The sequence below is a fragment of the Streptococcus sp. UBA4344 genome (genome assembly GCF_002393675.1).
Classification (GTDB): domain Bacteria; phylum Bacillota; class Bacilli; order Lactobacillales; family Streptococcaceae; genus Streptococcus; species Streptococcus vicugnae.
This window is the reverse complement of record NZ_DGTE01000044.1, coordinates 1-14,481: the sequence shown is the minus strand read 5'-3', so window position 1 is coordinate 14,481 and position 14,481 is coordinate 1. Positions and strand designations below refer to the sequence as shown.

Below are 14,481 nucleotides of genomic sequence, written 5' to 3'. Positions count from 1 at the left end.
TCAGTATATTGCATTAAAAATCAATTGAATCTCTACCTTTTTCTCTACCTTTTAGGAAGAAAATTGAATCGGATAATTAGCCACCCCTTAATTATGGGTGGTTTTTTTCACTTCAAAAGCTTTATAACTTCCGATAAGAAACTACTACTTTCCCTAACTCGCTCTAGAAAATATAACATAAAAAATATACCAGTAAATATTAGCAAGCTAATTAGGAACTGATAAAATAATATCATTTTATGTGACTTTATAAATTTGACTCTAAGGTTCATATCTCCTTGCCTTCCAATTTCTTTATACTATAATTGAATAAAAACGCATACAATATCTTTAGTTTATTTTCTTAACTTAGTTTCATAAAAAAACACCCCAATCGTTAGATTTTATGTCTAACTTTTGGGGCAGCTCACTTTTACTCTTTTTATTTTATACCAATACTTTTACTATGCCACCCTAAGCTTGCTAATAAAATTATCTGTGGTAAGAATTGAATAAGATAACGTGTTTTCCCTCCTTCAAAAATCATTAAGAAGAGCAAGCCTCCAAAAATCGTTAAATGTAAAAAATTTATTTCAATTTCTTTCTTATCTGTTTTTTTTATACTTAAGACTAGACCACATAATAATACAAGCCATGTAAGTTGCTCAATAGTAAATATTATTTGATAATTTGGTGTATCTTTTGTAATGACTGTGTGACGAACTATTGTTAGAAATTTATTATCTTTTATTTTATCGTATAGCGGGGAAATATAGGGCGTTTTTTCCTTTTGAAGATCCTCAAAATATGTCCACCCCAAGCTACCGTCCATAACCGTTGCTCCAAGTTTTACTAAAATATGCGCACTAAATGTAAAGATGTTATAATTAGCTATACGTCTCTTAATATCTTTAATGACATTTTCAGTGGCAAACATGCCATTGTTATAGTTATCATGCTCACTTTCATCAATATATTGAAGCAATCCATCTTTCATATCCTCCTGGTCCGTCCCTGTAAAAGTTAAACCTAAATCAACAAATACTAAAGCTGTTTTTGCTAACCCTTCACCTTCTACCAGTTGAACTTCTGTTTGATTCTTTTTAATAAAATTCCCACCTGAAAAAATCACTCCAAAGGAGAGTATGAAAACTAAAATTGATAAAAACATTTTTTTAAATCTTTTATGAAAAAATAGACATATCATAAATGCAATTATTAAGATTAAGCTAGTCGGGCGAAAAAAATAAGCTATTCCTGTTATTATTCCTAAAAAACTCATTTTTCTAATCACTTCATAAAAATTATCAACCTTAAGTAAGGAGAGAGCTAAACCAACTTGAATTGATAGGAGTGGTAAAGATAAAACATCTGTATACATAGTTAAAAAGAGAGGAGAAAACATAATCAACACCATGTAAAATAAAAAACAGAGGTTAGCTACTTCTTGATTAAAATATTTTTTAGTAAAATGATAACTAATACAAGCAGAAGTGTTAATGTAAATCATATTCAAAAACATCATAATCCAAAGCCCATTAGCACCAAATATATTAAAAAATAGTCTTTCATATAAAAAGAGAGAAAGATTATTTGGATTCCTAGTTAGGTACTCAGCAATTGAACTTTCTGAAATATAGTGAAAAGCACCTGTAAATACTACTGCTGCATCACGTCGTATTAGAAGTTTAGCTGATATTAAAACAACTAATTGGAAAATGATAGCTAATAATACAATAGCTTTTTTTTTATGAATAATCTTTATATAAGTCCATTCTAACCAAGATAATATTTTTTTCCTAAAAAAGAAAAATATCACTCCTGAAATTGATAGCCCAATTAATGAAAACCACCCAAAAAATCCAATTGAAATTAAAATAGCAAATATAAAAATGACATAATTAATTCTTGTAATGCTATAAAAAAATAAATCACGTAGTCTATTTATAATTCTCTCTCCCTCCTTCAAAATTCCTTTCAAATATATCACTTTTCAGCCCAGTTAATCCAATCATCATAATTTGTTTGATTATATAATTCAATCAACTTTGGGCGTAAAGACTGCATAGCATCAACTAATTCATAGCCATAATGAAATTGTGAAAAAGGCATGTTGGTTAATTCAAGTGACAGATTAGATAATAGTTGCCGTGTTTCCTGACTATCCTCCAAGATATTAATTAACTTTCCCAAAAGAAAGCTGTCATCATAATGAACTGGGCTGCTACCAGCTGGAACATCTCTTTTGATAAGCTCCTCGCTAATATTCTGAACCTCACTAGCGATAGTTTCACTAGTCAAGTCCTTTAAATCTCTCACTAATTGATATGTTGTATAGATAGCATTGGTTACATAATTTACGGCTTCCATTAGCTGTGCTTCTGAAAAGTTGGTATGAGTAGCTAAATAATCTTCTGCCCTCTGTTTTATATCCTGTCTACTAAGCTTTTCAAAAAAATCAAAAAACACATTCTCAAGGTAACCTTCATCTGGATAACCTGTTTCACTTTTCCAACTAATCTCTATGCTCTCTCTGATTAAGCCACCTTGTTCTTTAATAACTCGTTTAGGATTATTTTTCAATCTAAAAAGCTCTTCTTCGATTTGTTGAGGAAGATTGGGGTGCTCTTTTAAAAAGATACCATATCCGATTTTCTCAATATAACTAGCAATATAATCAGTAAGCTCGCCATAATAAAACCAATCAACTGGCTTTCCATACAGTCTAGAGACTTTTTCCAAAACTTCTAAAGGGGCTAAGTTATCTCCCCTAACGTAGGCATTGATAGTGGGTTTCTTTAAACCTAGTCGTCGACCAAATTCCGAAAAAGAGAGTCCTAGGTCATCTTTAACCTGCCTTAACCGCATACCTACTGCTTTTTTATCAGGCTTCAATACCTCAAACATCATTTTCTCCTTGACTTTTTTCTTAATTATATCACAAAAGGTTATAATTTCGTATATTTTTTTTGAGGGAAATGCTTGACATCGTATATGAAATAGTATATGATAATAACGAGTTAAGAACTCAAAAAAATTTTATATCAAACGTATATAATATCGTATATTAAAGACTGAGAAAGGAGAAAAATGGCAAATTCTTATAATTATGCCCAAACGATTGAACGGGTCTCTGGTTTGAATTCAGTATCTACACTGAAAAAATGGCGTTTAAAGATTGAACAGTTAACAGGACATACCTTTCAAGAAGATAGGATACGAACAGGAAAACGTTCTTATAGCAAAGTCTTTCTCTTTACCGCTGATGATATTGAAAAACTCCAACAAATTGCAGATACCAAAGGAAGTCTTGGACTTGACAAGGCAATTCTAAAAGCTTATGCCCCGAGCAGAGCTTCCCCTTTATCCATTAACCAAAAAATTAATCGCTTAACGTTTCAACTAAAGAAATTAAGTCAAAGAGTAACCGACTTAACACAACAGGAACAAGCATTAGCTATTCGTATGGAACAGTTAAGTGAACAGATTGAAGATTTGGAGAAATCAAGGAAGAAAAAGTTGTTTGGGAAGTGAGCACGGCTAGAAGCACAACGCCATGGGCGAGTGTGTGGAAATACGGTAGCCCATAATGGCGTGTCGTGCTTGGACGGGCGAACCTCCCCTAAATTAGTACCCCAATTACTAATAGGGGGTACGAACGTACATGAAAAGTAGGTTGAATCCTTGCTACATCTTAGGTTACGGATAATAGGTTCTGTTGATTAGTGAAAACTCTTGAAAGAGTAAGGCTCAGAACGATTTCTGTGTACGTTTAAAATTTTAAAAATATAAAGGAGAATACTATGACAAACTTAACATTAACTGACACAGCACTTAAACTTGGCGAATTGAACCTTGATAAAAGTCAATTCATGCTTCCTAAAAAAGTAGTGATACTTTCTGCTCGTATGAGTTATAAGTATCAAGAAGTAAATGGCGAACAAGTTCGAACAGACGAACCAACCAAACTAGTTTGTACCGTTCAAGATGCTGATAAAGTAAAAGTTCTAAAAGAAATGAACATTGCCATTGAAGAACTCAAAGCAATAACACTTGAAATTCATGGCAACCTTGACAAAATTACGAAATTAGTAGAAAACGACGGTTTGCTTGATAAGACCATTGAGCTGGTAAATCCTCAAGTTCGTCTTATGTGGAATATGTCAAGAAATAATTGGTCTGGAGTGAAATTAGTCACAGATGACCTTAAAGTTCTTGGAGAATAGGCATGCAAAATAGCGTAAAAATTGATTACTTCGCTGTCACGGTTAAAGAAACTTCACCGGAGAAAGTATTAGAAGATATTTTATTAATGCCCCTTGAGAACTTTGCTCTTCTTCCTTGGGGGCATAATAAATATCAATTTCACTACGCCTGCTCTGAAATTAAGGTTTATTTTAACCAAAAGCTAAGCAATATGGGGGTTTATGTAGAGCTAAAAGGTCAAGGCTGCCGACAATATGAAGAATTCCTCAATGGCAATGAAAATAATTGGGTTACCTTAGTCAATCGGTTATACCAGTATCAAGTAAATTTCACCAGAATTGATATTGCTAATGATATTTATGATGATAGCTTATCTATTCCTACCATTTATGATTATTGTCGTCGAAAATTATGTGTAACTAGAGCACGACATTATGATTATTATGAAAAAGGTGAATTAGAGACGGGAGAACGTGTCGGTGAAACTGTTGTTATTGGGGCTCGCGGAAATCAACAATGGTGTGTTTACAATAAACTTATGGAACAAATTGGTAAAGGGAAAATTATCACAGATAAAGAAACATGGATTAGAGCTGAACTAAGATGTTGGCAAGAAAAAGCTAATATTATAGCAACTCAAATTCAGTCAAGAAAGCCCTTAGTTGCCATTTACTTTGAGGCTATTAATGGACATTATCGCTTTGTGACCCCTAATGCTAAAGATAAGAATAAGCGCCGAAGAAAAAATGTTAAGTGGTGGCAAGAGTATGTTCAAACAGAGAAAAAAACTATTTTGAGTATCAAAAGGGATAAACCGACCTTAAAACAGTCAGAGGTTTGGACAGAAAAGCAAGTCTCAAAAACATTAGCTAAACTTTATATCGCCAAATATGAAGCTTATAGCCAAGAGAAAGCTGAAACGTTTATCCAAAACTTATTAAAAATGGGCATGGAGAAATTATCAGAACTGGACGAAAAGGAGATTGAACAGTATATCCGTGAACAGCATAATTCTGATAATTGGGGGATTAAAAAAGACGACTTACCCGAAAAGTAAATCGCCTTACATAAAAATAACTACTAATATTATAACATGAAACTATAAAAAGAGAAAGGATAATCACAGTTGAGTGGATTAGAACTAGTAAAATTACAGAAAATTGAAGAACTATTAAATGTACTTCTAGAAGTTACAACACAATATAATAGCAACTCTCCAAAATTAGACATTATCACTCAAAAAGAGCTATTAAAACAATTGCATATTTCGCCTAACACTCTTAAAACATGGGAGAATAAAGGCTTACAACGTTTAGAACCTCCCATTGAAGGAACTCGGACAGTTTACTATCAATTAAGTAGTGTTTTACAATTCTTAACTCATTAATTAAAATATGCTAAAATAGACTTATCCTAAAAGGAAAGGGAGAAAGTCTATTTTTTAGCCTCATTCGTGATTATCCGATACGAAAGGGCTATTATGAAAACTGAAATAATTGAACATCACAACAAAAAAATTATTAAAAAGATAAAAAATAATGGTGACATTTCCTACTCACTTAAAGGTGCTTATTTAGGAATAGATAATAAAACTGGAAAGCAAGTTACAACTACTATTACTGCCAAGACTTTAAAAGCACTTGATAGAAAGTTACTCCAAGCTAAACTTAATTTTGAAAAAAATGCTAATACTAAGCAAAAAGTCGTAGTAATTAATCGTTTTAGTGACCTAGTTGATATTTGGTTTAGTAACTTTCAAACTTGGGTATCATCTCAAAATACAGTTAACCGTGTAAAAGGTTATATTGATACTTATATCAATCCACAATTTGGCGACTATAAACCTGATAAAATTGAAGCTACTGATATTCAATTGTGGGTAAATGAACTTGCTATAAAGTCACAGCAATCTATCGCTAAAGGAAACAAGCGCGCACCAAAAGGAAGCTCCAAAGAATATGGTGCAATTATCCATAAACTAAGTGATATTTTTGATTTTGGAATAACACATTTTGGATTAACTACAAATCCAGCAAAAACCATCACTATTCCACCAAAGCCTAAGGCGAATAAAAAACGTATCATGGTTCTACATGATAAAGAACTAACTAAATGGATAAACTATCTTAAAACCTTACCTAATACGAGAGCTAATCGACGTTTTATAATTATTTGCGATACATTATTAGCTTCTGCTCTACGTATTAATGAACTTCTAGCTCTTGATATACAGGATTTAGACTTTAGTACAAATGAAATTATCGTCTCTAAAACATTAATATGGAAAAATGCTAATAAAAAATTAGGAATAAAGGGAAAAGTTATTTGTAAAATGACTCCAAAAACAGATTCTGGTTATCGTAGAACTCCTGTGCCACTTCCAACTTTAACGCACCTAAAAGAATTTCATGATGAAATGAATACTTATTTTGAGCAACATGGGCTTCCAAAATCAGATTTGATTTTTCCCACAATCTATGGAAATTATATGTGTGATAGAAATGAACGAGCCACATTAAAAAAACGCCTAACTGAACTAGGTTTACCAGATTATGGCTTTCACTTATTTCGTCACACTCATGCTTCGCTTATGCTCAATGCAGGGGCGAATTGGAAAGAGCTACAAGAAAGAATGGGACATAAATCAATTTCGACAACCATGGACTTATATGCAGAACTCGCCCCTCATAAAAAATATGAAGCTGTTGATTTATATTTAAATAAAATAGCAGAGTTAACAAGTTGATATATAATCTCTACCTTTTTCTCTACCTTTCCTTTATCAGAAAGGTAAATATCTCTATAAATATTGATACATCAATATTTATGTTAAGGTTAAAAATAGATTGCTTTATCTTTACTGAAGTAAAATAATTGAATACAGAAACCACTTTAGCATTTTGCTAAAGTGGTTTTTTATTGTCCTTCAAAAGATGATATAATATTACCTAAAATATTTAAAGGGATGTGGAGATATGTTTGCACTTATTATAACGTTGGATGATAACCTACAAGCGACTATTAAAGAGTTTTGGAAAGAGCTAAGTGATGCCCAGCTTTCTCAGTATGCTTATGAAGTTACAGATAGAGAACCACACATTACCTTAGCATCATTTGATGAAGGTACACCCAAAGATGATATTATAAAAAGCCTGGAAGATTTAACACTTCCTAATAGTCCAATTGATATTTCATTTACATCTATCGGTTCTTTTATCAATGCCAATATCATTTTTCTTAGCCCTATAAAAACTCCGCAGATGAGTAAACTTCATTTTGATATCCATCAGCAATTAAGTGATTATCTCAGCAAGGACTCACTTTACTCACCCAATAACTGGGTTCCACATCTTACAATTGCTAACCGAATTGCTGAAGATAAGATGGCTAAGACTTATCATTATTGTCTGAAGCACTTATCACTTTCTGAAGGAAAGATAATGGGAATAAAACTGATTTCTATTACACCTGACAATCAAGTTCAAGATATTTTCCAAAAAACATTCTCATAAAAACAATCTCCCCCAAGTAAGAGCTTGAGGGAGATAATTTTTACTGTCTAAACTAAAAAGTGCTACAATGAGGAAAAAGTTTATTTGGGGAGGTTTTATGAAAACAAATCAGAATAAAAGAGGACCTGTTCTCATTTTTTTAGTGTTATTTATTTTTCTCTTTCTGATTGTTGCGGTACTCAGGAAAGTTCTATCACCTTTTGGGCTAAAAATCATCTTATGTGGTATTTGCCTTACTATTCTTGGTATGATTATTGCTGGGTATCGGTATGAACGTGAGCAATTTTCCAACACAGATGACATCACGCGCTTGAGGACACTTGGTGCATCCATCAATCCTAAAAGTGTAGCAGGCAAATTTATTATCGCTCTTGCTATTATCATCATTATCGCTAGTTTACTGGCAATTATCTTTGCTACCTGATTTTTCTTGATAAATCGCTAGAGTTTGATAAGGTTTTAAAGTGATTTTTTCTGAGAGTGCCATTTCTGGGTAATTACTAAGCAGAATTTTCCCAGATTGGTAAGATTCTGGCAAATCAATATCAACCTCTTTAGCAAAAAAGTTATTTAAAACTAATAATCTCTCATCACCCAAATGACGTTCAAAAGCATAAACATTAGGATGATCTTGATAAGCTGACTGATAACTTCCTTCAGCAATGATTGGCATGGCTTTTCGCAGTCTAATCAATTGTTGATAGAAAGTGAAGATTGGTCCGCTTTTTTCATTTTCAACATTAATCTCATGGTAAGTTTTACCGACTTTTAACCATGGTGTCCCCTTTGAAAAGCCGGCATTTTCTGAGCCATTCCATTGCATTGGGATTCGACTGTTATCACGTGATTTTGCTTGAATAATGGCAAAGGCTTCCGCTTCTGTCTTACCTGATGTTAGCAGTTCTTGATAGGCATTCAAAGATTCAACATCAACATAATCAGACATCGTGTCATAATCAGGGTCAAGCATGCCAATTTCCTCACCCATGTAGATGTATGGTGTGCCACGCGATAAATGAATGGCTGCTGCAAGCATGGTTGCTCCTTCCTTACGGAAGTGCTCGATATCCACAAAACGGTTAAGGGCGCGTGGTTGGTCGTGATTGTTCCAAAAGAGAGCTGACCAGCCATTTTCCTCACTCATCTCTTGACCCCAAGTATGAAAGAGGTGTTTTAATTCCTCAAAATCAAAGGGTTTTAGGGTCCATTTTTGGCCGTTTTCATAATCAACTTTAAGATGATGAAAATTGAAAACCATATCCAATTCATGACTGTCTGGATGGCTGTACTGAATGCAATTTGGAATGTCTGTGAAACTCATCTCACCAACTGTCATGCCATCTTCATCTTGACCATATGTTGCTTGATTTAACTCTTTAAGATAGTCATGAGCAATCGGACGATCTGTGTATTCGGGTTTGCCATCAAAGGCATCATTATCCTTGAGTTCTTCGTCTTTTCCGATTAAATTAATCACATCAAAACGAAATCCCTTAACTCCCTTAGAACGCCAGAAGTTAACTACTTTGAATAACTCTTTACGAACATGTGGATTACGCCAATTCAAATCAGCTTGACTAATATCAAAAAGGTGTAAATAATATTTTCCCGTATCTCCAAATGGCGCCCAAGCATTTCCGCCAAATTTTGACACCCAGTTCGTTGGCTGATCACGTAAAATAAAGAAATCTTGATAATACTTATCGCCCGCTAAGGCTTTTTGGAACCACTCATGCTCGGTTGAACAGTGATTTAAAACCATATCAAGCATCAACTCGATACCATGCTCCTTAGCTGCTTGAACCAATTCTTCAAAATCAGCCATACTTCCAAATAAAGGGTTGATAGCTGTGTAATCCGAAATATCATATCCGTTATCACGTTGAGGACTTGGGTAGAAGGGGTTGAGCCAGATGACATCAACACCTAATTCTTCCAAATAGGGTAATTTTTCAATAATACCTCGTAAATCACCAATACCGTTTCCAGTTGTGTCTTTATAAGATTTTGGATAAATCTGATAAACAACTTTTCTTTTATCAAATGTCACTTTTTACTCCTTTAGGACAATTTGCTAGCTGTAAAAATAGTTTCGCCACGTTTAATGTCACACGGTAATTGTCTTGTCATATCTGTTTGGAAATCATTTTGATTGGTTACAATGACAGGAGTGTCAACCGAATATCCGGCAGCCTTAATCATCTCAATATCAAAGCTAATCAAGGCATCACCAACACTCACTTTATCACCTTGCTTGACATGAGCTGTAAAGCCTTTACCATCAAGATTTACTGTGTCCATTCCAATATGCATCAATAATTCTACGCCTTCTTGTGAGATTAAACCGATGGCATGTTTTGTTGGAAAAATTGCTGATACAACACCATCAACCGGTGCCACTAACTCACCTTCGACTGGTTCAATCACAAGTCCTTGTCCCATAACTCCTTGTGCAAAAACAGGGTCAGGGGCTTGGCTCAAATTTTTAGCATGCCCAAGAAGGGGACTTTGAATAGCGACAACCGTACCAGCAGGTGCTTCAGCATCCTTCTTAGCTTCAACTACTGCTTGTACTTGTGACTGATCTCCTTTTTTAGCATCATCTTCTGCTTTTGTTAAGAAACCAATTTTGCGGAACATAAAAGTCAAGGCAAATGGTACAGCGATGGCAATCAACATATTGATGGCAAAGAAGCCCATATATTTTGCTTGAATAGAAAGGATTCCTGGAAGCCCTCCAATACCAATTGCATTAGCTGTAATATTAAAGCTTGTACAGAAAAGACCTGCAAGACCTGAACCAATCATTCCAGCTACAAATGGATAAACGTACTTCAAGTTAATCCCAAAAAGAGCTGGTTCTGTAACCCCTAGATAAGCTGAGATAGCCGCTGGCAACGAAATTTGTGCCTCACGCTCATCATGTCGATTCATAATGTAGAAAGCTAAAACGGCTGAACCTTGAGCGATATTTGACAAAGCAATCATCGGCCATAATCCAGTACCACCAGCATCAGCGATCAATTGTGTATCAATCGCATTGGTCATGTGATGCAATCCTGTGATAACCAGTGGGGCATAAAGTGCACCAAAGATTGCTCCGAAAAGCCATTTTACTGGACCTGTCAAACCAGCAAGAACAACTGCTGAGATTCCTTTACCAATTGTCCACCCAATTGGTCCAAGAACTGTGTGTGCTAGAATCAAAGCCGGAATCAATGACAGAAATGGTACAAAAATCATTGAAATCACTTCTGGAATGTGTTTACGCCAGAAACGTTCTAAGTAAGCCAGAGATAAACCAGCTAAGAGCGCTGGAATAACTTGAGCTTGGTAACCAATCTTTTGAACAGCAAAATAACCAAAATCCCAAGTCCAGTCAGCTGCAATGTCAGCTGCTGAAGTACTTGCTACGCTATAAGCATTTAGTAATTGATTTGGTGAAACCAAACAAATTCCCAGAACAATCCCCAGAATCTGGCTAGTTCCCATTTTACGTGTCACAGACCAGACGATTCCCACTGGTAAATAGTGGAAAATCGCTTCACCTGGCAACCACAAGAATGAGTTCACACCAGACCAAAATTGAGAAACATCAACGATTGTATTGTAAATTGGCTGACCAGAATCAGTATACTGCTTAACTCCATCAATAACCTTTTGACCGAGCCATTCCATCTGGACACCCTCAAGGATATTACGAAAACCTAAAATCAAACCACCAACGATAATGGCTGGAATAATTGGAGTAAAAATTTCAGCCAGCATTGACAAAGCACGTTGAAGCCAATTCTGATTCTTCTGCGCAGCTGATTTAGCAGCTTCTTTTGATACACCTTCAATGCCAGAAATCGCTGTGAAATCATTGTAAAAGATAGGAACATCGTTTCCGATGATAGCTTGGAACTGTCCTGCATTTGTAAATGTTCCTTTAACAGCAGGAATAGCTTCCAGACGCTTAATATCTGCTTTACTGTCATCATTTAGTACAAAACGCATCCGCGTTGCACAGTGAGTTACTGCTGCAATGTTTTCTTTCCCGCCAATAGCTTCAAGCATTTCACGGGCATCTTTTTCAAATTTTCCCATATGTCTTCGGTTAAACCGACTCCTTCGTTAATCTATAAATAGTCGCTAGCTTTATTTACACCAAACATTGTAATCGGTTTCTATTTTGTAGGCAAGTTGTTTGTATAAAATCCCCCTAAATTTTCTTGAATTTTCTCAAGTTGTATGGTATTTTAAAAACAACTTTAAAAATTACAGAGATTTTCAAAAAATATCATGAAAAAATACGAACAAGTTTTTAAAAAAATTGAACAAGATATTACATCAGGTGTTTATCAGGCTGGAGATTTCCTCCCTACTGAAAACGAACTCACTCAAACTTATCAAATGAGCCGCGATACTATTCGAAAAGCCTTGAAATTGTTAGCCGAAGCAGGCCTCATTCAAAAAATACATGGCTCTGGTTCACAGGTTATCAAACATGAAACCATTGATTTTCCAGTTTCTCAATTGACCAGTTATAAAGAACTCGTCGATAATTACGGCATTGATTCTAAAACCAATGTCATTTCAATTGACAAACTGATTGTCGATGAAAAATTAGCTGCGCTGACTGGTTTTAAAAAGAATAGTTTAGTTTGGCGCGTGATTCGTCAACGAGTAGTTGATGGCACAGCTTCTGTCCTTGATATTGATTACCTAGATAAAAAAATCGTGCCAGATATGACACGAGAAATCGCCGAACAATCCATTTACGATTACCTTGAAAACCAACTCCACCTCATCATCGCTTACGCACAAAAAGAAATCACCATTGACCAGATAACCGACCGTGATAAACTACTCCTTGACATCGGTGCTGAGCACCATGTCGTCTCTGTCAAATCAAAAGTTTACCTCGCCAACAAACACCAATTCCAATTCACCGAAAGCAGACACAAACTCGAAAAATTCCGCTTCGTTGACTTCGCAACCCGAAACCCACAGTAACCTTTTCAACTAGAAAAACGCAGTCTCTCCCACATCTTGAAAACTTTGAAATGCCTTGGATTTCCTGCCGAACTGTCAGCCCTACCACCCACACCAACTAAGGAAAAAACAATGATTATTGCTAGCTAATTTCAGAAATACTTGCTAGCAAAGCAAGCACAAAAATGATATCTACCGCCGTTCAATAGTCTGAACCTAGAAATTGAAAAGCATGGAAACCAAAGCAAGCATCTCAAAAAGACTTTTTCTTCAACCAAAAAAGCAGCTGGACATTTCGTGTCCAGCTGCTTTTGCATTAATGTCGTAATCTGCGGTAAACATTTACTATCAATAAAAGCACGATTAAAATAAATATTCCAAGGAATGGCGCAACCATCAATGGTTTCACCTGACTGGCTTCAGATGTCACACGCGCAGCATTTTCCTGATTAGCGATACGGTGACCACGAACCAAGAGACGGTGAGTATTGACTCCATACGGCGTACAAGTCACCAAAGTCACATAGTCTTGATTTGGGTCGATTGCTAACGCTGAGACATCATCTGGCAAGACCGTCAAAATCTGATCTACTTCATAAGTCAAGGTTTCATCTAGAACTTGAATCATGAAAGTATCGCCCTCAACCAAGCGGTCAATATCCGTAAACAACTTTGCAGACGGCAAGCCACGGTGACCTGAAATCACAGCGTGCGTTCCCTTACCACCCACAGGAAGTGATGTCCCTGGGATATGCCCAATAGCCACCTGCAAGACACTATCGTCCGTACCATGGTAAATCGGCAAAGTCGTATTCAACTTAGGAATTTCAACATAAGCCATAATCCCCGTACCAGTCACATCAAGCGTCTGGTCATAGGTCTTAGTCTCAGCACTCGACAAATTCAAATCAGGAATAACCCCTGTTTGCAACGTCTGATTATAAGCTTGTGCAGCAGCCAACATCTCTGCTTTCTTCTGCTCACTCATATCCTCAACATCTTGCACATAGCCAGCCACAGCTTCTGATTGGTGAAATGAATTCCAATAATCGCTAACTGTCGGATACAATAACAAGGACAGCCCGATTAACAATATGCCGACGAGGCTAATCGTCAAATAATTCTCTTTAATCTTTTTTATCATAATAAAGGGCTCTCCTCACCATTGCAATAGGAAAGGGAGCGAAAGAAAAGTTGACACTCCTCATCCACTCCCTGCTAGGTAACAAGGCTCTAACAGCCGACCAATCGGTCTAAAACTCATTACAAAGTATTAACGCTTTATTTTTCCGCCTTGCAACCTAACGCCTATAACAACAGTCTGCCTAGTGTTTATTTAGCATCCATGCGTTTTTTAGTAACAAGCAAGATACCAGCAGCAAGAACAAGAATAGTACCTACAACGTAAAGGATAGTTGTTCCCATACCACCAGTTGAAGGAAGAACTGAACCTTTTTTGTTGACAACATTAGTTGTTAAAGAACCATCAGTAGTGCTTGAAGTAAATTCAATGCTACCAGTTGTCACATCACCTGAAAGTGAGTTCAATGCTGGGCTATCAGATTCTACATCGTGGTCTGCAGTTACTGTAAATTCAACATCATCAATTGTGTTGTAACCATTTGGTGTAGTTGTTTCTGAAAGAACGTAATCTCCATCATCAAGACCTGAGAATGTGAAAGTAGTTCCAGCAGTATTTTTTACAACTGCCACTTCTTGAAGTGAGCCATCTGCCAATTTTTTAGAAAGTGTGAACTCAGCACCTTCCAAAGCTTCACCATTTTGGTCAACTTTATTTACAACAACT

Annotated in this window: 14 protein-coding genes; 8 read left to right on the top strand and 6 right to left on the bottom strand. The window is 35.7% G+C overall.

The genetic code is table 11. The annotated features are described in order from the left end of the window. Positions 1–421: 421 nt before the first annotated feature. Positions 422–1,960, bottom strand: a complete 1,539-nt coding sequence (locus B4D49_RS08505) for a glycosyltransferase family 39 protein (RefSeq protein ID WP_286784115.1) — start codon at positions 1,958–1,960, stop codon at positions 422–424. 5 nt (positions 1,961–1,965) lie between these two features. Further along, entirely contained in the window at positions 1,966–2,886 is a 921-nt protein-coding gene (locus B4D49_RS08500) for a helix-turn-helix domain-containing protein (protein ID WP_286784114.1), read from the bottom strand. A 183-nt stretch (positions 2,887–3,069) separates the two neighbouring features. On the opposite strand from B4D49_RS08500, the gene B4D49_RS08495 reads away from it, so the two are divergent. The 7 genes from B4D49_RS08495 to B4D49_RS08465 all read left to right on the top strand — a co-directional run bounded on the left by B4D49_RS08495 (position 3,070) and on the right by B4D49_RS08465 (position 8,121). Continuing rightward, positions 3,070–3,513 (top strand): hypothetical protein, encoded by a 444-nt coding sequence (locus B4D49_RS08495; protein ID WP_286784113.1) that lies wholly within the window; start codon positions 3,070–3,072, stop codon positions 3,511–3,513. A 269-nt stretch (positions 3,514–3,782) separates the two neighbouring features. After that, the gene (locus B4D49_RS08490) at positions 3,783–4,205 is read left to right on the top strand and encodes a hypothetical protein (protein ID WP_286784112.1); all 423 of its coding nucleotides are present in this window, start codon (positions 3,783–3,785) and stop codon (positions 4,203–4,205) included. A gap of 2 nt (positions 4,206–4,207) precedes the next feature. Further along, entirely contained in the window at positions 4,208–5,242 is a 1,035-nt protein-coding gene (locus B4D49_RS08485) for a replication initiation factor domain-containing protein (protein ID WP_286784111.1), read from the top strand. A gap of 69 nt (positions 5,243–5,311) precedes the next feature. Beyond that, complete coding sequence (locus tag B4D49_RS08480) at positions 5,312–5,572, top strand: MerR family transcriptional regulator (RefSeq protein WP_199545019.1); 261 nt, start codon at positions 5,312–5,314, stop codon at positions 5,570–5,572. A 93-nt stretch (positions 5,573–5,665) separates the two neighbouring features. Next, positions 5,666–6,931: a tyrosine-type recombinase/integrase gene (locus tag B4D49_RS08475; protein ID WP_286784110.1), complete on the top strand. Its 1,266-nt coding sequence runs from the start codon at positions 5,666–5,668 to the stop codon at positions 6,929–6,931. 229 nt (positions 6,932–7,160) lie between these two features. Continuing rightward, positions 7,161–7,697, top strand: a complete 537-nt coding sequence (locus B4D49_RS08470) for a 2'-5' RNA ligase family protein (protein ID WP_286784109.1) — start codon at positions 7,161–7,163, stop codon at positions 7,695–7,697. Positions 7,698–7,839: 142 nt separating this feature from the next. After that, positions 7,840–8,121: a hypothetical protein gene (locus tag B4D49_RS08465; protein ID WP_286784108.1), complete on the top strand. Its 282-nt coding sequence runs from the start codon at positions 7,840–7,842 to the stop codon at positions 8,119–8,121. Here the strand turns inward: B4D49_RS08465 and treC are convergent. Further along, a complete protein-coding gene (gene treC / locus B4D49_RS08460; protein ID WP_286784107.1) occupies positions 8,095–9,747 on the bottom strand; it encodes an alpha,alpha-phosphotrehalase in 1,653 nt (550 codons plus the stop codon). The genes B4D49_RS08465 and treC overlap by 27 nt on opposite strands. Before the next feature lie 11 nt (positions 9,748–9,758). Then, positions 9,759–11,786, bottom strand: a complete 2,028-nt coding sequence (gene treP, locus B4D49_RS08455) for a PTS system trehalose-specific EIIBC component (RefSeq protein ID WP_286784106.1) — start codon at positions 11,784–11,786, stop codon at positions 9,759–9,761. 195 nt (positions 11,787–11,981) lie between these two features. Between treP and treR the strand changes: the two genes are divergently transcribed. Beyond that, the gene (treR, locus tag B4D49_RS08450) at positions 11,982–12,695 is read left to right on the top strand and encodes a trehalose operon repressor (RefSeq protein WP_286784105.1); all 714 of its coding nucleotides are present in this window, start codon (positions 11,982–11,984) and stop codon (positions 12,693–12,695) included. Positions 12,696–12,990: 295 nt separating this feature from the next. On the opposite strand, the gene B4D49_RS08445 is transcribed toward treR, so the two are convergent. Both B4D49_RS08445 and B4D49_RS08440 read right to left on the bottom strand, forming a co-directional pair. After that, on the bottom strand, positions 12,991–13,818 hold the full coding sequence (locus tag B4D49_RS08445; protein ID WP_286784104.1) for a class C sortase: 828 nt from the start codon (positions 13,816–13,818) through the stop codon (positions 12,991–12,993). Positions 13,819–14,006: 188 nt separating this feature from the next. Next, positions 14,007–14,481 (bottom strand): SpaA isopeptide-forming pilin-related protein (locus B4D49_RS08440; RefSeq protein WP_286784103.1); only part of this gene is annotated, 475 nt, incomplete at its 5' end.